The following is a 21737-nucleotide window of genomic DNA, read 5'->3' as shown; positions in this document are numbered from 1 at the left end:
GGCGCGTCCGGGGGTAGGGGGGACAACTCTGTGCTGACGTCCGTTGTGGTCTGCGCGGTATCACTCGCGCTCTTCTGGATGGCCGCCTTCACGCTCTGGTGGCAGATGCACGCCTGGCGCACGCCCGAGACGCTGGCGGGCACCCGCTTCCAGCCCGCCGGGGGCGAAGGCGCGCTCTCCTTCTCGCTCCTGGTGCCCGCCCGGCACGAACAGGCGGTCCTGGAGCACACCGTCACCCGGCTGCTGGAATCCACGCACGGCCGCTTCGAGGTGCTGGTGATCGTCGGGCACGACGACCCGGAGACCACCGAGGTCGCCGAGAAGGTCGCGGCCGCCGCCCCGGACCGGGTCCGGGTGATCGTCGACACCCATGAGAAGAAGAACAAGCCCAAGGCCCTCAACACCGCGCTCCCCCACTGCCGGGGCGAGGTCGTGGGCGTCTTCGACGCCGAGGACCAGGTCCACCCCGAGCTGCTCACCCATGTCGACCACGCCTTCCGGGCGACGGGCGCGGACGTGGTGCAGGGCGGGGTGCAGCTGATCAACTTCCACTCCAGCTGGTACAGCCTGCGCAACTGCCTGGAGTACTTCTTCTGGTTCCGCAGCCGCCTCCACCTCCACGCGGAGAAAGGATTCATCCCGCTGGGCGGCAACACCGTCTTCGTCCGCACCGGCGTCCTGCGCGAGGCCGGGGGCTGGGACCCCCAGTGCCTGGCCGAGGACTGCGACCTGGGCGTACGGCTCTCCAGCACCGGCAAGCGCGTCGTCGTCGCCTACGACTCCGAGATGGTCACCCGCGAGGAGACCCCCGGCACCCTGATGAGCCTGCTCAAACAGCGCACCCGCTGGAACCAGGGCTTCCTCCAGGTCTACCGGAAGAAGGACTGGCGGCAACTGCCCACCCTCGCGCAGCGGATGCTGGCCCGCTACACCCTGATGACGCCCTTCTTCCAGGCGTTCAACGGCCTCGTCATCCCGCTGAACACGGCGATCGCCCTGCTGCTCGACGTCCCCTCCGGCGTCGCCGTGGTGACCTTCCTGCCCGCCGTGACCATGCTGGTCACCTTTGTCTTCGAGGTCGTCGGCCTCCACGACTTCGGCACGCAGTACGGCCTGCGCGTGCGCTTCGTCCACTACCTCAAGCTCATCCTCGGCGGCCCCTTCTACCAGATGCTCCTCGCGGGCGCGGCCGTCCGCGCCGTCTGGCGCGAGCAGCGGGGCCAGGGCGACTGGGAGCTCACCCGACACGTCGGCGCGCATCTCACCCGAGAGGACGTCACGCCGTGACCACGACCCTCCCCACCGCCGTCGAGGGCCCGGTGGTCCTCGACCCCGTCCCGGCCGGCCGGCTGCGCGCCGCCCGTCCCGACCTGCTGCTGTGCGGGGCGGTACTGGTCGCGATCCTGCTCGTCCAGGGCTGGAACACGACCGGCTTCCCGGCCCTCAGCGACGACGAGGGCACCTATCTCGCCCAGGCGTGGTCGGTACAACAGGGCAGGGGCCTGGCCCACTACACGTACTGGTACGACCACCCGCCGCTGGGCTGGCTTCAACTGGCCCTCGTCACCTGGCTGCCCGCCGCCCTCTTCCCCGACGTCATGTCCGTCGCCCCGATGCGGGTGGCGATGCTGCTGGTGACGGCCGTCAGCGCGGTGCTGCTCTACGTCCTGGCGCGGCGGCTGGGGCTGCGGCGGTGGGCGGCGGCCCTGGCGATGGCCCTGTTCGGGCTGTCGCCGCTGGCGGTGGTGCTCCAGCGGGAGATCTTCCTCGACAACATCGCCGTGCTGTGGATCCTGCTGGCCTTCTGTCTGGCCGCCTCGCCCCGCCGCCATCTGTGGCACCACTTCGGGGCCGGGCTGGCGGCGGCGGTGGCCGTGCTGTCCAAGGAGACGATGCTGGTCGTCCTGCCCGCGCTGCTGGTGACCATGTGGCGGCACACCCACCGCGACACCCGGAAGTTCGCGGTGACGGGCGCGATCACCGCCTGTGTCCTCACGGGCCTCGCCTATCCGCTGTTCGCGCTGCTCAACCACGAGCTGTTCCCCGGCGACGGCCACGTCTCGCTGATCGGCGGCATCAAGTACCAGATGAGCCGCGCGGGCTCGGGCTTCGTCCTGGACGACGCCTCGGGCGCGCACGCGGTGCTGCGGTCCTGGCTCTACTACGACCGGGTGCTACCGGTCGCGGGCCTGGCGGCGGCGGTGCTGCTCCTGGCCACGGCCCGCTGGTCCCGCACCGGCCGCGCCCTGGCGGGCCCGGCGACGGCGGCGGTGATCCTGGCCCTGGTGGCGCTGCGGCCGTCGGGGTACCTGCCGGCGATGTACGTGATCCAGATGCTGCCGTTCCTGGCCCTGTCACTGGCGGGGGCGGTATCGCTCCGCCCTCGCCGGGCGCCGGTCCGGCCCCTCCGCTGGACCATCGCCGCGGCCGTCGCAGCGACCGCGGCCGCCCTCGTCCTCCCCCACTGGTACGACGCCACCCGTACCGCCCTCACCACCGACGCCAACGCCCCCTACCGCGCGGCCTCCCACTGGCTGCGCGACAAGGGCAACGTCCCCGACCCGTCCCGCACCCGCGTCCTCGCCGACGACGCGATCTGGCTCGACCTGGTGCACGCGGGCTACCGCCCCGGGACCGGGGCCGTCTGGTTCTACAAGGCCGACCTCGACCCGGCGATAGCCAAGACGCTGCCGCGCGGCTGGCGCGACGTGGACTACGTCGTCGCCTCCCCGACCGTCCGCCGTGACGCGCCCACGCTGCCGCTGGTGAGGGCGGCGCTGACGAACTCGGAGACGGTCGTCTCCTTCGGCGAGGGCGACGGCCGGATCGAGATCCGCAGGGTGAACCGGGCGGAGACCCGGTGAGTGAGGACACGCGGGAGATGGCACCACAGCCGCCCGCGTCACGGTTACGCCCGGCGCTGACCACCCCCGCGTCCCCCCTCGCCCGCATCCTCCTCTTCGGCCTCATCGGCCTCACCGGCTTCGCGCCCAATCTCCTCGGCCTGAAGCTGCTGACCACCGCCGGCCTCCACTACGTCCCGGCGGAGATCATCGCCAACCAGTTCGGCGTCGTCTGGAACTTCCTGCTGACGGAAGCGCTGCTCTACCGCGACCGCCGCGCGCACCGCCACTGGGCGGACCGGCTGGCCCGCGTCGCCGTGCTCGCCAACGCGGACCTGGTCCTGCGCATCCCCCTGATCGCGACGCTGGTGGACGGGGCGGGCCTCGGGGTCCTGCCCGCGACCGCCGTCGCCCTGCTGACCACCTTCGTCCTGCGCTACGCGGCCACGGAGGCACTCGTCTATCTGCCGAGCAAGCCGCGCGGCAGCGGAAAGCACCGCCGTGGCGGCCGTCAAAGAAGGGATTTGTGATGGCATGACAGCACTGAGGAGAAAGCCGACCCGCGGACGCGTCAGACACGCCCGGGCCGCCGCGGCCCTGCTCCTCGCCTCGGGCGCCTCCTTCGGCCTGCTGCTGGCCGCGCCCGGCCCGGCCAGGGCGGGGTCGAACCTCGTCGTCAACCCCGGCCTCGAGTCCGTACGGGCTGCGGACACCATGCCCACCTGCTGGGAGAAGGCCGGCTGGGGCGACAACGACTTCACCGTCACCACCACCGACCAGTCCCACAGCGGCGGCAAGGCCCTGGCCCTGTCCGTCACCCGCCGGGTCAGCGGCGACCGCAAGGTGCTGATGACCGAGGACAGTTCGTGCGCGCCCAGTGTGACGCCGAACCACCAGTACGACCTGTCGCTCTGGTACAAGAGCACCACCCCGGACGCCTCCGTCACCGTCTTCCGCCATGACGTGAAGGCGGGCTGGCAGTACTGGACCGACCTCAAGACGCTGCCGGTCAGCGCCGGCTACACCCGCGCCACCGTCCGCACCCCCGTCGTGCCGCCCGGCACCGACCAGATCACCTGGGGCGTCTCGGTCCACGGCACGGGCACCGTCACCACCGACGACTACGACATGGAGGACGCCACCCAGCCCGCCGCCGGGGCCGTCTGCACCGCCGGGGACGCGTGTGTGAAGGGCAGCTGGGCCGTGATGCCCTTCAAGAACCCGGTCCGCAGCATGCACTCGGTCGTCCTCCACAACGGCAAGGTGCTGCTGGTCGCCGGCTCCGGGAACAACCCCGACATGTTCAAGGCCGGGACCTTCACCTCCGCCGTCTACGACCCCAAGACGGGCGCGATGAAGACGATCCCGACGCCCGTCGACATGTTCTGCGCCGGGCACGTCCAGCTGTCCGACGGCCGGGTGCTCATCATGAGCGGCAACAAGGCCTATCCGGCGGCCGACGGCAGCCACGGCTACGAGGGCTTCAAGGACAGCTACATCTTCGACCCGTCGTCCGAGTCGTACGTGAAGACGAACGACATGAACGAGGGCCACTGGTACCCCTCCGCGACCCTCCTCGGCAACGGCGACGTCATCAGCTTCGGCGGCCTGAAGGAGGACTCCACCGGCAGTGTGACCGCCGAGAAGTTCTCCCAGGCCCAGCAGAAGTGGCTGCCGCGCACGGAGGTCAACCAGACCTGGTCGTACTGGGGCCTGTACCCGTCGATGATCCTGATGCAGGACGGGCGGCTCTTCTACTCCGGCAGCCATGTCTTCGGCAACGGCACCCCGGGCACCGGCGCCTCGGTCTACGACTACGACGCCAACAGGATCACGGACGTCCCGGGCCTCCAGGACAAGGACAATCGCGACCAGTCGATGAGCGTGCTGCTCCCGCCCGCGCAGGACCAGCGCGTCCTGACCATGGGCGGCGGGCAGGTCAACACCAACCCCGAGGCCAGCCGTCTCACGGACCTCATCGACCTCAAGGACCCCAACCCCCGCTACACGCCCGGCCCGTTGCTCCCCCAGGGCACGGTCGACCAGGGCCAGGGGCCCAAGCCCGAGACGGGCGCGCAGGGCAAGATGTACGTCTCGGCGGTGCTGATGCCCGACGGCAAGGTGCTGGAGACGGGCGGCGGGCTGCACGACCGGGCGGACCCGGTGTACGAGGCGTCGATGTTCAACCCGGCGACGAACACCTTCCAGGCGGGCATGGCCACGGACCCGATCCCGCGCACGTACCACTCGTCGGCGTTCCTGCTGCCGGACGGCCGGGTGATGGCGGTCGGCGACAACCCGGGCAACGGGACCTTCGACGACCACGTGTCGGTCTACACCCCGCCGTACCTCTACAAGGGCGCGCGGCCGCAGATCACCTCCGTGGCGAACAACCGCTGGCAGTACGCGAGCACGCAGCGGATGACGGTCGACCGGCCGATCGTGAAGGCGGAGCTGATCCGTCCGGCGGCGGTGACGCATTCCTCCGACCCGAATCAGCGTTTCGTCGATCTGCCGATGACGGTGGGCGCTGACGGAACGACGATCGACCTCAATGTCACCAGCAACCCGAACCTTGCGCCGCCCGGCTGGTACATGCTCTTCGCCGTGGACGCGGACGGCGTCCCGTCGGTGGCCTCCTGGGTCCACCTCGGCGGCCCGGACGCGCTGGACGCCCCGAAGGCATCGCCCATGGTGCACGACTTCGCGGGGAAGATGACGGAGAAGGCGAAGGGCCCGGAGCCGGCCCGTACGTCCCACCCGGTCCCGGTGACGATCTCGGGCTGCGACCGCCACTACGGCACGGAGAACGTGTGCGTCCCGACGGTCTTCCCGAAGACGGTCCCGCCGACGACGGCGGGCCGCTGCGCGTGGCTGAAGGCGCACGACTACGGCGTCCTGAAGCTCAACGGCCGGGACGACCCGCTGAAACTGGACCCGGACCGCAACGGGCGCGCCTGCGACTGAGTACGTACGCGTGTGTCCCCGTCCCGGCGGTGCCAGGTGCGGGGGCACGGCTCCGGGCGCGTCTCTCAGTAGTGCGGGATGACGAAATTGAATCCCGCCGCGTTGTGTCCGCCGCCGGCCGGGCAGCGGCCTTTCTCCGGATAGCCCCAGAAGAACAGCGCGTAGCAGTTGGTGCAGAAGCGCCAGTAGGCCTGGGCGTTCGGCGTCTCGACGATGTCGTGCGGCAGGACGAAGTTGAACCCGGCGGCGTTGTGGGACCCGCCGACCGGGCACCAGCCGCCGCTCGGATAGCCGAAGAAGAACATGCCGTAGCAGCGGGTGCAGAAGCGCCAGTTGGCCTGGGCGTTGGCATTTTCGGGGATGTCGTGGGGGATGTCGAAGTCGTAGCCCGCCATGGAGTGCTGGTCACCGGCGGCGCAGCGGCCGTTGTCGGGGTAGCCGTAGTAGAACATCACGAAGCACTTCGTGCAGAAGCGCCAGTTGCGCTGACCGGTGACGCCCTTGGTGCTCTTGGTGCCTGCGCCGGCTGCGTGGGCCTCGGTCAGCGCGGTGGCCGCCGTGGCCGCGACCAGCCCGGTCGTCGCACCGAGCGCTCTCGTCAGGAAGACCCTCCGGTCCTGTTCAAACCCCATGCCCGTCCCCCCTTGCTGTCATCAATGTCATAAGGCGCGCATGACACTAGAGCCGCCTGCCTGCCGGGGATAGGGAAGAATTCGGACCTCCGCCCACGACCGTTCGGAGGCATCGTGAAGCACCTGGGAATCCTGGGACACAGCGCGGAAGGCGCGGCGCTGTGCCTCCGTACGTTCTGCCGGAAGGGCTTCGCGGAGCTCGGTCCCCATGAGCACCCCGATGTCACCCTCGACCTCATCGCCCTGGCCCGTTCCATGCCCGCCTGGGACGCGGGCGACCACGACACGGTCCGCGCGCTCCTGTCGGTCAGCGCCGATCGCCTCGCCCACGCCGGGGCGGAATTCTTCATCTGCCCGGACAACACCGCCCACATGGCCCTCGAACGCCCCGGCGCCGACTTCGCCCTCCCGGGCCTCCACATCGCCGAGGTCGTGGCGGACCGCGCCGCGCGCGACGGCCGTAAGCGCGTGGGTGTGCTGGGCACGCGGTACACGATGGACGGCCCGCTCTACGTCGAGGCGTTCGCGCGGCGCGGCATCGAGGCGGAGGTCCCGGATCCGGCCGACCGTCGCCTTGTCAACGACGTCATCTTCGACGAGCTCCTCAACGGCGTCCTCGACGAGCGCTCGCGCCGCGAGTACGTGCGGATCATCGAGGCGCTGGCCGCGCGCGGCTGCGACGCGGTGGCCCTCGTCTGCACGGAGATCCCCCTTCTCATCACCCCGGACGTCTCCCCGCTCCCGACCCTCGACTCCACCCGCCTCCTCGCGGAGGCGGCCTTCGGGACCGCCATGGGCCGGGCACCCATGCCGACGTGGCGGGGCGGGCCGGTCACCGGCGATTAGCTCCTGACCAGCCCCTTGGTGTAGAACACTGCGTCGATCGGACATGATCACGACAAGTTTCTTCACCACGGGGGAAAGAACATGAAGGCAACCCGACGCCTCGTCGGCGCCCTTGCCGTCGTCGCCGCGCTCGGCGGCGGCCTCACCGCCTGCGGCCCCGACACGGACACCGCGGGCGGTACGACCGGTGGCGCGAGCGCCTCGGCCAAGCCGGCCGACGGCGCCAAGGGCGGTGCCAAGGACGGCGGCTCCAAGGGCGAGCCCGGCGGCGACTGCGGCACCCCGCCGCAGCTGCCCGCCGGCCACAAGATGGTGGAGATCGCCGTCCCGCCGTCCAAGGGCTCGATGTCCGCCAAGGACGCCAAGCCGACCTGCACGCCCAACGACTGGATCTACCACGGCCAGGGCGAGGCCAAGTACTACGTCTTCGCCCCGGAGACGAAGGCCGAGCTGGCCCTGGGCTCGGGCAAGACGAAGGACGTCCCCGTCGGCGAACTCTGGATGCACGCCGGCGACTGCCTCACGAACCAGAGCGCGGTGAAGCAGCCGTACAGCTGCTCCGGCAACATCTACGACATCACGACGGACTCCGAGGGCAAGGTCACCGGCATCAAGGAGATCTGGCACCCCTGACCCTCACGACCGACCCTCACGACAGGAGGGGGCGCCAGCGGTCGGCCGACTCCATCAGGTCCAAGGCGACCCGCTCCAGGAACGCGCCCGCCCTGGCCATCCGCTGCTCCGCGGGCTCGTCGGGCCCGACCGTCTCCGCCCCCGCCGTCGCGACCCGCGCCGCTTCGAGCGTCTGCCGCGCGCTGATCACGACCGAGTGGTACCAGGCCTCGTCGTCGACCACGTAGACGTCGCGGCGCCGCCGCGGATCGCGCTCACGCCGGACATAACCCTGGTCGACCAGGGAGTTCACGGCCACGGAGACGGAGGCCGGGCTGACCTTCAGTCTGCGGGTCAGCTCGGCCGCGGTGCGCCTGCCGTCCTCGGACAGCAGGAGGTCGACGTGCACGCGCGCCGTCATCCTCGGCATCCCCGACCTCACCGCCAGCTCGACGATCTCCTCTCCCGCCGCGCCGACCGGTCGCCCCACCGGCGGTCCGGCCGTGTGCGGGAAGGCCGGTGTGCCACGCCGCGCCCGCCGGGACGTCGCCTGGTGAGCCTGCTGGGGCCGGTAGCCGCCGGGGCCGCCGTTGCGTCCGACCTCCCGGCTGACCGTCGAGGTCGGCCGGTCGAGCCGCCTGGCGATCTCGGCGTAGGAGAGCCCGTCGGCGAGTCCGGCCGCGATGCGCTGTCGCTCCTGCTGGGTCAATCGTCCTCCTGGCATGCCGTCAGTATTGCCTTCGCCGTCATTCATTGCAACGGAAGCATTGCATTCGATCGCAGCGTCATTGCATCAATTTGCCACGCTCCACCTGCGAAAACACCTTTTCGTGGATTGACGCGATCCTGAACGCAACGTAGCTTTCGAGATGTGTTAAACACGCACTATCGCGAGATGGGGAATGGTCATGCCTGAATCCGTCCACACCGTCACGACGCTGCCGACGGCGCGCCGGCCCGGCTGCCCGTTCGACCCGCCCGCAGAGCTGACCGACGCCCACCGGCACGGCCCCATCAGCCGCTGCACCCACCCCGGTGGCACGCCCGGCTGGCTGATCACCGGGTACGACCTGGTCAGATCGGTCCTGGCCGACCCGCGGTTCAGCTCGCGCAAAGAGCTCATGAACCTCGTGGACTTCGAGCTTCCGCCGGCACCGCCCGGCGAGTTCCTCCTCATGGACGACCCACAGCACAGGCGCTACCGGAAGCCGCTGATGGGCAAGTTCACCGTACGGCGGATGCGGCTGCTCACCGAACGCGTCGAGCAGATCACCGCCAACTGCCTGGACGCCATGGAGAAGGCCGGGCCGTCGGCCGACCTGGTGACCGCGTTCGCCAAGCCGATCCCCACCATCGTGATCTGCGAGCTGCTGGGGGTCCCGTACGAGGACCGGGGCTCCTTCCAGGAGCAGATCGACACGTTCATGGGCGGGGAGACGCGCGAAGAGGAGCTGATAGCGGCCTACACCGCGACCCAGGACTACCTCGCGGCGCTGGTGGCCGCCAAGCGCGCCAACCCCACCGACGACGTGCTCAGCGAACTCATCGACAGCGATCTCACCGATGAGGAGCTGAAGGGGATGAGCCTGGTTCTGCTGTCGGCCGGGTTCGACACCACCGCGAACATGCTGTCCCTCGGCACCTTCGCGCTGCTGCGGAACCCGGAGCAACTGGCCGCGCTGCGCGCCGACCCCGCCCTCACCGACCGGGCCGTGGAGGAGTTGCTGCGGTACCTGAGCGTCGCCAAGCAGTTCTGGAGGACGGCACTGGAGGACGTCGAGCTGGGCGGCCAGACCATCAAGGCCGGCACGACGGTGATCCTGTCGTACAACACCGCCAACCGCGACCCCGAGCGCTTCACCGATCCCCATGTGCTCGACCTCAACAGGCAGGACGGCGGACACCTGGCCTTCGGCCACGGCATCCACCAGTGCCTGGGCCAGCAACTGGCCCGCGTCGAAATGCGGGTCGCGCTCCCCGCGCTGGTCAACCGCTTCCCCACCCTGCGCCTGGCCGTACCGGCCGAAGAGGTCCCCCTGCGCCCGGAGACCGCGGACATCTACGGGGTGAAGAGCCTGCCGGTCACCTGGGACGCGTGACCGACGAGGGCCAGGCGGGGCGGGGTGCGCCCCCGCCCCGAGTGCCCCTACGCGTCCGCGCTCACCGCACATCCCACTGCGGCAGCAGATGCGTGTCACGGAAGTGGCTGCGGATTGCGATCGACGCGTCCTGAATCTCTTCCAGCGCGCGCTTCTCGGCCACGGCCTTCCGCCGCGCGCCTTCCAGGTCGACACAGTCCGTACACCCTGCGGGCGAGATCCACCGCGGCGCGGTTTTCCGTTGCGGATGCGCCAGTTCGAACCACAGCGTCTTGCCGAACCTCCGCCTGTCGTAGGTGTGACAGCCCCAGTCGTCGGCCCACAGTTCGACGATACGGAGGCCGCGCCCTGCTTCCGCGTGCGCGGCGGGTTCCGCGGTCCGACCGCGGCGGCCGAACAGCACGGGCACGACGGGACTCGTGTCCCACACGTTCACCCGGAGACGGTCCCCCTCCCGGCAGTGCAGCCGGAGCGAGCAGGGACCGTCGGTGTGCCGGTGGGCGTTTGTGACCAGCTCACTGGTCAAGAGGATTGCCTTCTCGGCGATTTCGGACAGGGCGTGACTGTCCAGGACCGCTTGCAGGGTCACGCGGGCGATACCGGGTGCGCGTGCGTCGCGCGGCAGTTCGAGGAGGTAGGACCAGGGCTGAGGCGGCGATACGGTTGCCATGAAGGTCTCCTGGCGGGTTGCCGGGTTGTGGCTTGCGCCACACCGTAGCGCCACCCATGGACTACATTCCCTGTAATCCGTGAGCCGTAGCCCACAAGACCCGATCGAGCGACCGAAGCGCACTGCAGTGCGAACAAAGAGGAGCACGATGCCACCGAGCACACCTCCGCCCACCGTGCGTCGGCACCGGCTTGGAGCCGAACTGCGGCGGCTCCGGGAACGCGCCGACCTGACTGCCACGGAGGCAGGCGCCCGGCTCGGCATCACCCAATCACGGGTCAGCAATATCGAAGCCGGTCGCTACGGGGTCAGCGCCGACAGGGTACGAGCCTTCGCTCGGGCCTATGACTGTTCAGACGAGACCCTGATCAACGCGCTGGCCGCACTGACGGGCGAGCGAAGGCGAGGCTGGTGGGAGGAGTATCGCGAATTGCTCCCCGCAGGCTTGGTTGCACTCGCCGAGCTCGAACACCACGCAACCGCAGTGCGAATGTGCCAGGTCATCAATATCCCCGGCCTGTTCCAGACTGCCGACCATGCTCGCGCTCTCTTCCGCGAGGCTGTTCCAGCGCTGCTCCCGCACGAGATCGAGCACAGGATCTCTTTCCGCATCAAGCGTCAGGCTGTGCTCTATCGCGACGCCCCCTACCCCTATACCGCCTACGTCCACGAGGCCGCTCTGCGCATGGAGTTCGGCGGCCCAGGCACCGTGAAGGCGCAGCTTGAGCACCTCATCGACATGAGCGAGCTGAGCAACGTCACCATCTCGGTGATCCCTTTCAGCGGTACCACATTCCCGAGCTCCGGCCACGGGGTCGACTACGCCTACGGACCTGTGAGGCAACTTGATACGGCCGTCCTCGAAGGCGCCCATGGTGGCACTTTGGTCGACTCAGCGGCACAACTCGAGAGGTACCACATGACCCTGGACCGGCTGGAGCATGTAGCACTCAGCCCCAGCCGGTCACGCGACCTCATTCACCGCGTCGCGCGGGCGATCTGATAGGAACCCCATGCCCAACTGGCAGAAGTCGACGTACAGCGATGCAGCGGCGTCCTGCGTCTATCTGGCACCCTCCCCCGCCGGGGGAATCCACCTCCGCGAGAGCGACGACCCCGACGTCATCCTCACCACAACCCCCGCAAAACTCCGCCCTCTCATATCCCGCATAAAAACAACCGGCCTCACTCCCGCTACTGCCCCCGATAGAGCGGATCCGTAAGATCCGCCCTCACGTCACGTGCCAGCGCGGGCCTCGACAACCCGCGCACCCGGCGGAAGATTTCGTCCGCCGGAACGTCGATCTGCGGCACCCCCCACCCCACAAGCTTGGCGATCGACGTCCCATGAGCAACACCCCGCACTCCACCCCACACCAGCGCCCCCGCACACATCGGGCAAGGCTCGGCCGTCGTCACCACAACGTGCTCCGACAGCTCGAATCCGCCCCCCACGGCCTCGCGCACAAGGTTCGTCTCGGCGTGGGCCGTGGGGTCGCCGCTCTCGCCCGTGTTGCCGGCGCCGGCGACGACCGCCCCCGTCTCGGCGTCGACAAGAACCGCCCCGTAGGGCCACTTCGCCGCCGCCCGGGCGTACTCCACGGCTGCGGGCATGGCCCGCAGAACAGCTTCCCGCAGCGGCGGGGGCCAGTCGCCGGACCACCCCGGGTCGGACGACGACCCGCGCGGACGCGCAGCCGGCGCGGCGCGGGTCAGGGAGAGGGGGGCGGCCGTGGCCGCCGTCAGAGACAGGACGCGTCGCCGCGAGAGGAAGGTCACCGCGCCATCCTCGCCCCCTCCCCACGCTCCGGCAGCGGAATTCGCCGGACACCACCCACTGGGACGCACCGGCGCCTCATGTGGCCGAATGGCGGTCTTGCGCTCGGCCGATCGGGGCATACCGCCACGTCAGCCTGGCGGCCCCGCTACCGGCAACTCCGCTTCGTCCAGGGGGAGTACGACCACAGGAGGGGAAGAGCATGGCATTCACCATCGCACGGCCCTGCCCAGGGAGAGAACTCGGCATCGGTTCAGAGGCCGGCGGACCGCACCTACTGGGCGTGGGGTGCGAACCCGTGGACGACCGACCGTGGCGGGACGTACGACCTGCCGGGAGCGAGGATTCCCCTCAAGGTCGGGGGCTCGCCCGCCAGCGGAGCGATCTTCGTGGCGACGTTCAGCGCGGAGGCCATCGTGACGTCTCCGGACAAGAACACCGCCATGTTCCTGGACGTCCTGTTCGGTGGTCGCATGCCCCATCCCGTCAGCAGCAACTACCGCTACATCTCGGTCTCGGCGAACGAGTGGAATTCCCACACGACCCTGCGGGTCATGAGGTTCACCCCGCAGACCGTCCGGCAGGACGCCACCGCTCAGGTGAAGGTGACGACTGGGGACAACGTCGGCGTCGCCGGGATTCAGAACTGGGTGCTGAAGATCGAGCGATACAACCTGTGACCGTCGTACGCCCGCCCGGCCGGGCTACGGCACGATGCCCGCGCGCTTGGCCGCCAGGACCGCCGAGACGCGGTTGTTCGTGCCGAGCTTCCGGTAGACCTTCTCCAGGTGACGGTTGACCGTGTGCGGGGAGATCGTCAGACGGCGGCCGATGCCGGCCGCCGTCAGGCCCTCGGCCAGCAGCCCCAGGACCGTCAGTTCGCGGGGCGTCAGGTCGTGGCGGGGCGGGGACGGACCGCCGGCCGGGGTGGTCGCCGCGCCGCGGAGGCGGTGGAGTTCGCGGACGTGGCGGTCCGCCCGGAGCAGGAGCGGCTGGACGCGCGCGGTGAAGGCGAGCTCGTGGGCGGTGAAGTCGCCGCGGCGGCCGAGGCTGACGGCGCGCAGCTCGCCGGGGAAGCCGAGGAGGGGGACGCCGAGCTGGTGGGTGGTGCCGTAGTCGCGGCGGGCCTCGCTGTACCAGGAGGAGTTGCGCCAGTTGTCGCATATCTGGGTGATGCTCACGGGGTCGGCGCCCGCGGCTTCCATATAGGCGATCAGGGGGTGCCGCTGCTGGACGCGGCGCCGGATGACGTCGCTGACGGCCGGTCCCATGGAGTCGGGGGCCCAGCCCTGGGCGTAGCCGGTCCGTTCGGCGAGGCGGATGCCGGCGAAGATGACGGTGTCGCAGCCCAGCGCTTCCTGAAGGTGCCCGGCCATCAGGTGCCAGACCGAATCGGGGTCGTCATGTTCCATGACGGCCATGACGAGGTCGAGCATCCGCTCGTAGTCGCGCGCGTGAAGTCCTGACATGGCGGGCCCGCTTCCTCTCGGTCCCCGCCCGCCGCATGCTACAGGCGATCGGCGGGTCGGCGTGCGCGTGGGAATTCCTCCCTTATGGGACGATTCCCTCGCGCTTGGCCGTCATCACCGTCGAGACCCGGTTGTTCGTGCCGAGCTTTCGGTAGACCTTCTCCAGATGGCGGTTGACGGTGTGCGGGGAGATCGCCAGGCGGCGGGCGATGCCGTCGGCCGTCAGGCCCTCGGCGAGGAGGCCCAGGACGGTCAGTTCGCGGGGTGTCAGGTCGTGGCGCGGCGGGAACGGACGCCCCGGCACGGTGAGCGGCGCCGCCTCCCGTAATCGCCGCAGCTCCCTTATGTGCCGGTCGGCGGCGGTCAGGAGGGGCTGGATGCGGGCCGCGAAGGCCAGGTCGTGGTCGGAGAAGTCGCCGGCCCGGCCCAGGACGAGGCCTCCTTGGGGGCCGTCCGCGCCGGGCAGGGGGATGCCGAGCTGCTGGGTGGTGCCGAAGTCGCGGCGGGCCTCGCTGTACCAGGCGGAGTCGCGCCAGCTGTCGGTGAGTTCGCGCACGATCACGGGGCGGTGCTCACGGGAGGCGAGGTAGGAGACCAGCGGGTGGTGCTGTCGCACCCGGCGCTGGACCACCTCGTTCACGCCCTGGCCGAGCGCCCGGGGCGCCCAGCCCTGGGCCTCGCCCCGGAAGGCGTGGAGGTCGATCGCGGCGAAGACGACCGTGTTGAGGCCGAGGACGTCGACGAGACGCGCGGAGACGAGGTGCCAGAGGGACTCGGGGTCGTCGTGCTTCAGGACGGCGATGGTGAGGTCGAGCATGAACTCGTAGTCCCGCGCCCGGAGTCCGTATCCATGGCGCTGTCCATGACCTTGTGGCATGACGGGTCCGTCCCCTCTCGGGTCCCCGTCCGCCGCATGCTACCGGCTGCGCGAAACGCCCCCAAGGGACCCGGGGGCCGCGAGGGGGTGGAGAGGAGGCGGACCGCGCCGACGTCGAATCCCCCGTGGCCGGCGTCGGCGCGATCGCGCGTCCCTGTCAGGGTCGCACGCGCGCCCTCGGCCGCACGATGGGAAGAACTTCCCACTCGGGGGTGGAGGTAGCCCCACCCCTGGCCATCCCCCTGGTCGTTCCCGGGGGCCGGGTCAGGGGACGATGCCCGCCTGCTGGGCCAGGAGCACGGTGGAGACACGGTTGTTGGTGCCGAGCTTCCGGTAGATCTTCTCCAGATGGCGGTTGACCGTGTGCGGGGAGATCGTCAGACGGCGGGCGATGCCGTTCGCCGTCAGGCCTTCCGCGAGCAGGCCCAGGACCGTCAGTTCACGCGGTGTCAGGCCGTGCCCCGAGGGGTGGTCGGTGGTGAGGTCCGGCGCGGCGGTGCGCAGCCGGCGCAGTTCCCGGATGTGGTTGGCCGCGCCGATGAGGAGGGGCTGGAGGCGGGCGGTGAAGGCCACGTCCTGGGGTCGGAACCGACCGTCGCGGCCCATGAGCACGAGACGTGCCGTGCCGGGTGCGCCGGGGAGGGGCAGGCCCAGCTGCTGGGTGATGCCGAAGTCCCGGCGCGCCTCGCTGTACCACTGGGTGTTGCGCCAGCCTGCGTGGATCTCGCCGACGGTCACCGGCTCGGACTCGCCGCGCAGGGTGTAGGCGACCAGCGGGTGGCGCTGGCGCACCCGGCGCTGGACGAGGTCCCCGACGAACGGCGCGAGCCGCTGCGGGGCCCAGCCCTCCACCTTCCCGGTGCGCAGGGCCGAGTCGACGACCGAGAAGGTGACCGAGTCGCAGCCCACCGTCTCCAGGAGCTGCGCGGTGATCAGTTGCCAGGACGACTCGGGGTCGTCGCTCTCCAGGACGGCGACGGCGAGGTCGAGGATCCGCTCGTAGTCGCGCGTCTGGAGCTGCTCGGTCCGTGTCATCCCCGCCGTCCGCCCCCCGGCTTCACGTGTCCGTCAGCTCCAGCGCCCCGTGCGGCCCAGCAGCAGGGCCGCGGCCGCCGTGCCGGCGGTCGAGGTGCGCAGGACGCTCGGGCCGAGGCGGTAGGGGTGGGCGCCGGCCTCGGCGAAGGCGGCGAGCTCCTCGGGGGAGACCCCGCCCTCCGGGCCGACGACCAGGACGATGTCGCCCGTCTCCGGCAGGGGTGCCGTGGCGAGCGGGGTGCTGCCCTCCTCGTGGAGGACAGCCGCGAAGGCGGCGCCCGCCAGGAGTGCGGCGACCTGGCGGGTGGTGGCGAGCTCGGCGACGGCGGGGAAGCGCAGCCGGCGGGACTGCTTGCCGGCCTCGCGGGCGGTCGCGCGCCACTTGCCCAGGGACTTCAGGCCGCGCTCGCCCTTCCACTGGGTGACGCAGCGGGAGGCGGACCAGGGCACGATCGCGTCGACGCCGGTCTCGGTCATGGTCTCGACGGCCACCTCGCCGCGGTCGCCCTTGGGCAGGGCCTGGACGACGGTGATCCGGGGCCGGGGCTCCGGCTCGGAGCGTACGGAGGTGACGGCGACGTCCAGGTGGTCCTTGCCCTCGACGGCGGCGACGGTGCCGTGGACGCCCGTGCCGGAGCCGTCGGTCAGGACGATCTCCTCGCCCACGCGCAGCCGGCGCACCGAGACCGCGTGGCGGCCCTCGGGCCCGTCCAGCGGGAAGACGGTGCCGGGAAAGACACCCGTGAGGGCGCCCTCCTCGACCAGGAAGACCGGGGCTGTCATGACGTACTCGCTCTCTCGCCGCGTCGGTTCACACTCATGTCCACCACTCCCACCTCTCCCACCGCTCCCTCGGTCACGTCCGCGCGTTCAACGACGTGCGGGCCGTGTCGAGTTCGGCTGCCAGAAGGCGTACCAGGTCGCCGGCGGGGAGCTCCCGCGCCAGGCGGTGGCCCTGGCCGGCCCACAGGTTCATGCCCTGGGGGTCGCCGGCGGCGGCCGCCGCCTTGCGCAGGCCGGAGGTCAGATAGTGGATCTGGGGGTACGCGGCGGGGGCGTAGGGGCCGTGCTCCCGAAGGAAACGGTTCACCAGGCCCCGGGCGGGGCGGCCGGAGAAGGCCCGGGTGAGCTCGGTGCGGACGAACAGCGGATCGGTCAGGGCGCGCTTGTGCAGCTCGTGGGCGCCGGACTCCGGGCAGACGAGGAAGGCCGTGCCGAGCTGGGCGGCGCTCGCGCCCGCCGCGAGGACGGCCGCCACCTGGGCACCGCGCATCAGGCCGCCGGCCGCGACGACGGGCAGCGGGACGGCCTCCCGGACCTCGGCCACGAGCGCCAGCAGGCCGACCCCGGCGCCCGCGCCGTCGGCGTGCGGATCGTCGTGGTGGGTGCCCTGGTGGCCGCCGGCCTCTATGCCCTGGACACAGACCACGTCCGCGCCCGCGTCCTGCGCGGCCAGCGCCTCGGCGGCGGAGGTCACAGTCACCACGGTCAGGGTGCCGGCCCTGGCGAGGGCGTCCACGGCCGTGCGGTCGGGACACCCGAAAGTGAAGGAGACGACGGGGACGGGGTCGTCGAGGAGGATGGCGAGCTTGGCCTCGTAGCCGTCGTCGGAACCCTGGTCGGTCTCGCCCAGCGGGGTCCGGTACCAGGTGGACTCGCCGGCCAGCTGCTCGGCGTAGACCTCGATCGCCGCCGGGTCGGCGGCGGGCGGCTGCGGCATGAAGAGGTTGACGCCGAAGGGGCGGGACGTACGGGCGCGGAGCTGCTTGATCTCCTCGTACATCGCCGCGGGGGTCTTGTAGCCCGCGGCGAGGAAACCGAGGCCGCCGGCGTCGCCGACGGCGGCGGCGAGGGCCGGGGTGGAGACACCGCCGGCCATGGGGGCCTGCACGACCGGGTGCTCGAACAGTCCGTTCAACGGGGCCATGAGCACATCGTGTCACAAGTGACGTAACCCGGGGCTCCGCCCCGGACCCCGCTCCTCAAACGCCGGAGGGGCTGATGAATCAGCCCCTCCGGCGTTTGACGGAAAACATCCTACCGCCCGTTGAACGCGTCCTTCAGCCGCGAGAACAGCCCCTGCTGCCCCGGCTTGAACTCGCCCGTCGGGCGCTCCTCGCCCCGCATCTTGGCGAGCTGGCGCAGCAGTTCCTCCTGCTGCGGGTCCAGCTTGCTGGGCGTGGTCACCTCGACGTGGACGATGAGGTCACCGCGGCCGCCGCCGCGCAGGTGGGTGACGCCGCGCTGGTGCAGCGGGATCGACTGGCCGGACTGGGTGCCCGGGCGGATGTCGATCTCCTCGACGCCGTCCAGGGTCTCCAGCGGCACCTTCGTGCCGAGCGCCGCCGCCGTCATCGGGATGGTGACGGTGCAGTGGAGGTCGTCGCCGCGGCGCTGGAAGACCGGGTGCGGCTTCTCGTGGATCTCCACGTAGAGGTCGCCGGCGGGGCCGCCGCCGGGGCCGACCTCGCCCTCGCCCGCGAGCTGGATCCGGGTGCCGTTGTCGACACCGGCGGGGATCTTCACGGTCAGGTTCCGCCGGGACCGGATACGGCCGTCGCCGGCGCACTCCGGGCACGGGGTCGGCACGACCGTGCCGAAGCCCTGGCACTGGGGGCAGGGGCGGGACGTCATGACCTGGCCCAGGAAGGACCGGGTGACCTGGGAGACCTCGCCGCGGCCGCGGCACATGTCACAGGTCTGCGCGGACGTGCCCGGGGCCGCGCCCTCGCCGCTGCACGTGGTGCAGACGACGGCGGTGTCGACCTGGATGTCCTTGGTGGTGCCGAACGCCGCCTCGGTCATGCTGACCTCGAGACGGATCATGGCGTCCTGGCCGCGGCGCGTGCGCGAGCGCGGACCGCGCTGCGAGGCCTGGCCGAAGAAGGCGTCCATGATGTCGGAGAAATTGCCGAAGCCCGCGCCGAAGCCACCGCCCGCACCCGCGCCGCCCGAGGCGGACAGGGGGTCGCCGCCGAGGTCGTAGACCTGCTTCTTCTGCGGGTCGGAGAGCACCTCGTAAGCGGCGTTGATCTCCTTGAACCGCTCCTGGGTCTTCGGGTCCGGATTGACGTCCGGGTGGAGCTCGCGCGCGAGACGGCGGAAGGCCTTCTTGATCTCGTCTGCGGAGGCGTCGCGGCGGACGCCCAGGATCGCGTAGTAATCCGTGGCCACTTACGACTCCGCCAGGATCTGTCCGACGTAACGTGCCACTGCGCGTACCGCTCCCATCGTTCCGGGGTAGTCCATGCGGGTCGGTCCGACCACGCCGAGTTTGGCGACGGCCTCGCCGCCCGAACCGTAGCCGACGGCGACGACGGATGTGGAGTTCAGCCCCTCATGGGCGTTCTCATGACCGATGCGGACGGTCATCTCCGAGCCCTTGGCCTCGCCGAGCAGCTTGAGCAGCACGACCTGCTCCTCCAGCGCCTCCAGCACGGGCCGGATCGTCAGCGGGAAGTCATGACCGAAACGAGTGAGATTGGCGGTACCGCCGATCATCAACCGCTCCTCGGTCTCCTCGACCAGCGTCTCCAGCAGGGTCGAGAGGACTGTGGAAACGGTTCCGCGATCATCCTTCTCGAAGGACTCGGGGAGGTCCTGCACCAGCTGCGGCACATCCGTGAACCGGCGGCCCACGACGCGGCTGTTCAGCCGCGCGCGCAGATCCGCCAGCGCGTTCTCACCGACCGGCGCCGGGCAGTCGACCATGCGCTGCTCGACCCGCCCGGTGTCGGTGATCAGGACGAGCATCACCCGGGCCGGGGCCAGGGAGAGCAGCTCGACATGACGCACCGTCGAACGCGTCAGCGAGGGGTACTGCACCACGGCGACCTGACGCGTCAGCTGCGCCAGCAGCCGGACGGTACGGGCCACCACGTCGTCCAGATCGACGGCGCCGTCCAGGAAGTTCTGGATGGCGCGCCGCTCGGGCGTCGACAGGGGCTTGACGCCCGCGAGCCTGTCGACGAAGAGGCGGTAGCCCTTGTCGGTCGGGATGCGGCCCGCGCTGGTGTGCGGCTGGGCGATGAAGCCCTCCTCCTCCAGCGCGGCCATGTCGTTGCGCACGGTGGCCGGGGAGACTCCCAGCTTGTGCCGCTCGGTGAGCGCCTTGGAGCCGACGGGCTCCTCGGTGCCGACATAGTCCTGGACGATCGCGCGCAATACCTCGAGCCTGCGTTCGCTCAGCATCTCGCGCGCACCTCCAGTCCAGTGGTCCAGCCGTCGTACGACCGTACGGGTCCTACGGTTTCTTACCGGGTCTCACAGGGTCTTCACCCCTGGCACTCAATGGTCACGAGTGCCAGATCCCTCCAGCCAGTGTACGGCCGGGCCCCACGGCCAGGGCAAGGGCCGTCCTCGCCGCGAGCCCGCGGACGTGCTCCCGGCGCCCTTTCCGGCCTGCCGCCGGACAGGCAACCGTACCGCTCTGCCGCTAGCGTCACGGTATGCAGACGCAAGGGGATTCCGGCGCCGCGCCCACCGGCGGGACGCACTGGGAACGGCTCGCTCCGGGGGTGGTACGCCGCAGGTTGCCGGGCTGGGACGCGACCGTCGGGGCGATCGCGGGAACGGACGGCGTGCTCGTCGTCGACACGGGCTCGTCGCTCCACGAAGGGGTGGAGATCCGCCGCGAGGCGCAGGAGCTGTTCGGGCTCCCCGTGACGCACATCGCACTCACCCACCCCCACTTCGACCACGTCCTGGGCACGGCCGCCTTCTCCGGAGTCCAGGTGTACGCGGCGGTGGGCGCCGCCGAGCTGATGGCGCGGGAACGCGAGGAGCTGCGGCACGACGCGGTCCGGCACGGCATGGACCCCGATACCGCGGCCGAGGCCGTGGACCTCCTCGTCCTCCCCCACCACCCGGTGTCCGGGGAGCTCACCGTCGACCTGGGCGGCGGACGGCGGGTGCTGCTCGCCAACATCGGCCCGGGGCACACGGCGCACGACCTGGCCGTGCTGGTCGCGGGGGAACGCGAGATCGTCTTCTGCGGCGACGTCGTCGAGGAGTCCGGCGAGCCGCAGGCGGGCCCGGACGCCCTCCCCCACGCCTGGCCGGCGGCCCTGGACCGGCTGCTGACCCTCGGCGGGGACGACGCGGTGTACGTGCCGGGGCACGGCGCGGTGGTGGACGCGGCGTTCGTCCGGGCGCAGCGCGACGCGCTGGCGGAGCGCTTCGGCATGTCTGGATCTTGAACCACAATGGCCCGCATGTGGAGCAAGCGGTACAGCCCTGACCTCACCCCGCCCTGGAAGCGGTCCGCCTCGGTCCCCGAGGTCCCGGCCGAGCCGGATCTGGTGGTCGAGGAGGTCACGACCGGTTTCTGCGGGGCGGTGATCCGCTGCGAGAAGACGGCCCAGGGGCCGACGGTGACGCTGGAGGACCGCTTCGGCAAGTGCCGGGTGTTCCCCATGGAGCCGCGCGGGTTCCTGCTGGACGGCCGGGTCGTCACCCTCGTCCGGCCGCTCGCCGCTCCCCCGGCGGCCCCGGCCCGCACCGCCTCCGGCTCCATCGCCGTCCCCGGCGCCCGCGCCCGGGTCGCCCGCGCGAGCCGCATCTACGTCGAGGGCCGGCACGACGCGGAGCTCGTGGAGCGCGTGTGGGGCGACGACCTGCGCGTCGAGGGCGTGGTCGTCGAGTACCTGGAGGGCGTCGACGACCTCCCCTCGATCGTGCGGGGGTTCGCCCCCGGCCCGGACGCCCGCCTCGGCGTCCTGGTCGACCACCTCGTACCGGGCTCGAAGGAGTCCCGCATCGCGGCGGAGGTGACGGGCGACCACGTCCTCGTCGTGGGTCACCCGTACGTGGACGTCTGGGAGGCCGTGAAGCCCGCCTCGGTGGGCATTCCGGCATGGCCGTCCGTGCCGCGGGGGGAGGACTGGAAGACGGGGGTGTGCCGGGCACTGG

General features: G+C 70.9%; 22 protein-coding genes and 1 pseudogene. 12 read left to right on the top strand and 11 right to left on the bottom strand.

Annotated features, from left to right (window positions below; translation table 11 throughout):
• The first annotated feature begins 30 nt into the window (after positions 1 to 30).
• The 4 genes and pseudogenes from K6I33_RS12275 to K6I33_RS12260 all read left to right on the top strand — a co-directional run bounded on the left by K6I33_RS12275 (position 31) and on the right by K6I33_RS12260 (position 5810).
• The gene (locus K6I33_RS12275) at positions 31 to 1287 is read left to right on the top strand and encodes a glycosyltransferase (protein ID WP_229350902.1); all 1257 of its coding nucleotides are present in this window, start codon (positions 31 to 33) and stop codon (positions 1285 to 1287) included.
• Positions 1284 to 2864 carry an ArnT family glycosyltransferase gene (locus K6I33_RS12270; RefSeq protein WP_374284162.1) on the top strand — a complete coding sequence of 527 codons (1581 nt, stop codon included), beginning with the start codon at positions 1284 to 1286 and terminating at the stop codon, positions 2862 to 2864. Before K6I33_RS12275 ends, K6I33_RS12270 begins: the two co-directional genes overlap by 4 nt.
• A 68-nt stretch (positions 2865 to 2932) precedes the next feature.
• Positions 2933 to 3373, top strand: a pseudogene (locus K6I33_RS12265) (GtrA family protein); the annotation flags it as partial.
• A gap of 4 nt (positions 3374 to 3377) precedes the next feature.
• Positions 3378 to 5810 carry a galactose oxidase early set domain-containing protein gene (locus K6I33_RS12260; protein ID WP_229350897.1) on the top strand — a complete coding sequence of 811 codons (2433 nt, stop codon included), beginning with the start codon at positions 3378 to 3380 and terminating at the stop codon, positions 5808 to 5810.
• 65 nt (positions 5811 to 5875) lie between these two features.
• Here K6I33_RS12260 and K6I33_RS12255 read toward each other — a convergent pair whose 3' ends face one another.
• Positions 5876 to 6442 carry a hypothetical protein gene (locus K6I33_RS12255; protein WP_229350896.1) on the bottom strand — a complete coding sequence of 189 codons (567 nt, stop codon included), beginning with the start codon at positions 6440 to 6442 and terminating at the stop codon, positions 5876 to 5878.
• Positions 6443 to 6556: 114 nt separating this feature from the next.
• Between K6I33_RS12255 and K6I33_RS12250 the strand changes: the two genes are divergently transcribed.
• On the top strand, positions 6557 to 7288 hold the full coding sequence (locus tag K6I33_RS12250) for an aspartate/glutamate racemase family protein (RefSeq protein WP_229350893.1): 732 nt from the start codon (positions 6557 to 6559) through the stop codon (positions 7286 to 7288).
• A gap of 81 nt (positions 7289 to 7369) precedes the next feature.
• Positions 7370 to 7921 carry a hypothetical protein gene (locus tag K6I33_RS12245; RefSeq protein ID WP_229350891.1) on the top strand — a complete coding sequence of 184 codons (552 nt, stop codon included), beginning with the start codon at positions 7370 to 7372 and terminating at the stop codon, positions 7919 to 7921.
• Between the two features lie 16 nt (positions 7922 to 7937).
• On the opposite strand, the gene K6I33_RS12240 is transcribed toward K6I33_RS12245, so the two are convergent.
• Positions 7938 to 8624, bottom strand: coding sequence for a helix-turn-helix domain-containing protein (locus K6I33_RS12240; protein WP_229350890.1), 687 nt, complete (start codon positions 8622 to 8624; stop codon positions 7938 to 7940).
• Positions 8625 to 8808: 184 nt separating this feature from the next.
• Between K6I33_RS12240 and K6I33_RS12235 the strand changes: the two genes are divergently transcribed.
• Entirely contained in the window at positions 8809 to 9999 is a 1191-nt protein-coding gene (locus K6I33_RS12235; RefSeq protein ID WP_229350888.1) for a cytochrome P450, read from the top strand.
• Between the two features lie 61 nt (positions 10000 to 10060).
• Here the strand turns inward: K6I33_RS12235 and K6I33_RS12230 are convergent, their stop codons facing one another.
• Positions 10061 to 10669, bottom strand: a complete 609-nt coding sequence (locus K6I33_RS12230; protein WP_229350886.1) for an ATP-binding protein — start codon at positions 10667 to 10669, stop codon at positions 10061 to 10063.
• A gap of 148 nt (positions 10670 to 10817) precedes the next feature.
• Here K6I33_RS12230 and K6I33_RS12225 point away from each other — a divergent pair, with 148 nt between their 5' ends.
• Positions 10818 to 11672, top strand: coding sequence for a helix-turn-helix transcriptional regulator (locus tag K6I33_RS12225; protein ID WP_229350884.1), 855 nt, complete (start codon positions 10818 to 10820; stop codon positions 11670 to 11672).
• 10 nt (positions 11673 to 11682) lie between these two features.
• A complete protein-coding gene (locus K6I33_RS12220; protein WP_229350882.1) occupies positions 11683 to 11892 on the top strand; it encodes a DUF397 domain-containing protein in 210 nt (69 codons plus the stop codon).
• Here K6I33_RS12220 and K6I33_RS36025 read toward each other — a convergent pair.
• Positions 11864 to 12448, bottom strand: a complete 585-nt coding sequence (locus K6I33_RS36025) for a nucleoside deaminase (RefSeq protein WP_229350880.1) — start codon at positions 12446 to 12448, stop codon at positions 11864 to 11866. The two genes, K6I33_RS12220 and K6I33_RS36025, sit on opposite strands and share 29 nt — an antisense overlap.
• 387 nt (positions 12449 to 12835) lie before the next feature.
• On the opposite strand from K6I33_RS36025, the gene K6I33_RS12210 reads away from it, so the two are divergent.
• Positions 12836 to 13126, top strand: a complete 291-nt coding sequence (locus K6I33_RS12210; RefSeq protein ID WP_229350878.1) for a hypothetical protein — start codon at positions 12836 to 12838, stop codon at positions 13124 to 13126.
• Positions 13127 to 13150: 24 nt separating this feature from the next.
• Here the strand turns inward: K6I33_RS12210 and K6I33_RS12205 are convergent, their stop codons facing one another.
• The 7 genes from K6I33_RS12205 to hrcA form a co-directional block, all read right to left on the bottom strand.
• Complete coding sequence (locus tag K6I33_RS12205; RefSeq protein ID WP_229350876.1) at positions 13151 to 13915, bottom strand: helix-turn-helix transcriptional regulator; 765 nt, start codon at positions 13913 to 13915, stop codon at positions 13151 to 13153.
• An 82-nt stretch (positions 13916 to 13997) separates the two neighbouring features.
• Positions 13998 to 14792 (bottom strand): LuxR C-terminal-related transcriptional regulator, encoded by a 795-nt coding sequence (locus tag K6I33_RS12200; protein WP_229350875.1) that lies wholly within the window; start codon positions 14790 to 14792, stop codon positions 13998 to 14000.
• Positions 14793 to 15056: 264 nt separating this feature from the next.
• A complete protein-coding gene (locus tag K6I33_RS12195) occupies positions 15057 to 15827 on the bottom strand; it encodes a response regulator transcription factor (protein WP_229350873.1) in 771 nt (256 codons plus the stop codon).
• A 33-nt stretch (positions 15828 to 15860) separates the two neighbouring features.
• A complete protein-coding gene (locus K6I33_RS12190; protein ID WP_229350871.1) occupies positions 15861 to 16610 on the bottom strand; it encodes a 16S rRNA (uracil(1498)-N(3))-methyltransferase in 750 nt (249 codons plus the stop codon).
• A gap of 73 nt (positions 16611 to 16683) precedes the next feature.
• On the bottom strand, positions 16684 to 17754 hold the full coding sequence (locus K6I33_RS12185; RefSeq protein WP_229350869.1) for a nitronate monooxygenase: 1071 nt from the start codon (positions 17752 to 17754) through the stop codon (positions 16684 to 16686).
• A gap of 110 nt (positions 17755 to 17864) precedes the next feature.
• Entirely contained in the window at positions 17865 to 19001 is a 1137-nt protein-coding gene (gene dnaJ / locus K6I33_RS12180) for a molecular chaperone DnaJ (protein ID WP_229350867.1), read from the bottom strand.
• Positions 19002 to 20018, bottom strand: coding sequence for a heat-inducible transcriptional repressor HrcA (gene hrcA / locus K6I33_RS12175; protein ID WP_229350864.1), 1017 nt, complete (start codon positions 20016 to 20018; stop codon positions 19002 to 19004).
• A 257-nt stretch (positions 20019 to 20275) separates the two neighbouring features.
• Here hrcA and K6I33_RS12170 point away from each other — a divergent pair, with 257 nt between their 5' ends.
• Positions 20276 to 21025 carry an MBL fold metallo-hydrolase gene (locus tag K6I33_RS12170; RefSeq protein WP_229350862.1) on the top strand — a complete coding sequence of 250 codons (750 nt, stop codon included), beginning with the start codon at positions 20276 to 20278 and terminating at the stop codon, positions 21023 to 21025.
• Positions 21026 to 21040: 15 nt separating this feature from the next.
• A partial coding sequence (locus tag K6I33_RS12165; RefSeq protein ID WP_229350860.1) for a DUF3097 family protein occupies positions 21041 to 21737 on the top strand: 697 nt, incomplete at its 3' end.

This window comes from Streptomyces sp. UNOB3_S3 (assembly GCF_020740895.1).
Classification (GTDB): Bacteria; Actinomycetota; Actinomycetes; order Streptomycetales; family Streptomycetaceae; genus Streptomyces.
The sequence above is the reverse complement of the archived record's forward strand: the minus strand, read 5'-3'. Positions and strand labels throughout refer to the sequence as shown.

What these genes read in the sequence shown, in the direction of transcription:
- K6I33_RS12260 (WP_229350897.1), top strand. Translation starts at nt 3,378, where the DNA reads ATGACAGCACTGAGGAGAAAGCCGACCCGCGGACGCGTCAGACACGCC.
- K6I33_RS12195 (WP_229350873.1), bottom strand. Translation starts at nt 15,827, where the DNA reads ATGACACGGACCGAGCAGCTCCAGACGCGCGACTACGAGCGGATCCTC.
- K6I33_RS12240 (WP_229350890.1), bottom strand. Translation starts at nt 8,624, where the DNA reads ATGCCAGGAGGACGATTGACCCAGCAGGAGCGACAGCGCATCGCGGCC.
- K6I33_RS12170 (WP_229350862.1), top strand. Translation starts at nt 20,276, where the DNA reads ATGCAGACGCAAGGGGATTCCGGCGCCGCGCCCACCGGCGGGACGCAC.
- K6I33_RS12235 (WP_229350888.1), top strand. Translation starts at nt 8,809, where the DNA reads ATGCCTGAATCCGTCCACACCGTCACGACGCTGCCGACGGCGCGCCGG.
- K6I33_RS12220 (WP_229350882.1), top strand. Translation starts at nt 11,683, where the DNA reads ATGCCCAACTGGCAGAAGTCGACGTACAGCGATGCAGCGGCGTCCTGC.
- K6I33_RS12225 (WP_229350884.1), top strand. Translation starts at nt 10,818, where the DNA reads ATGCCACCGAGCACACCTCCGCCCACCGTGCGTCGGCACCGGCTTGGA.
- K6I33_RS12255 (WP_229350896.1), bottom strand. Translation starts at nt 6,442, where the DNA reads ATGGGGTTTGAACAGGACCGGAGGGTCTTCCTGACGAGAGCGCTCGGT.
- K6I33_RS12190 (WP_229350871.1), bottom strand. Translation starts at nt 16,610, where the DNA reads ATGACAGCCCCGGTCTTCCTGGTCGAGGAGGGCGCCCTCACGGGTGTC.
- K6I33_RS12245 (WP_229350891.1), top strand. Translation starts at nt 7,370, where the DNA reads ATGAAGGCAACCCGACGCCTCGTCGGCGCCCTTGCCGTCGTCGCCGCG.
- K6I33_RS12205 (WP_229350876.1), bottom strand. Translation starts at nt 13,915, where the DNA reads ATGTCAGGACTTCACGCGCGCGACTACGAGCGGATGCTCGACCTCGTC.
- K6I33_RS12200 (WP_229350875.1), bottom strand. Translation starts at nt 14,792, where the DNA reads ATGCCACAAGGTCATGGACAGCGCCATGGATACGGACTCCGGGCGCGG.
- K6I33_RS12185 (WP_229350869.1), bottom strand. Translation starts at nt 17,754, where the DNA reads ATGGCCCCGTTGAACGGACTGTTCGAGCACCCGGTCGTGCAGGCCCCC.
- hrcA (WP_229350864.1), bottom strand. Translation starts at nt 20,018, where the DNA reads ATGCTGAGCGAACGCAGGCTCGAGGTATTGCGCGCGATCGTCCAGGAC.
- K6I33_RS12230 (WP_229350886.1), bottom strand. Translation starts at nt 10,669, where the DNA reads ATGGCAACCGTATCGCCGCCTCAGCCCTGGTCCTACCTCCTCGAACTG.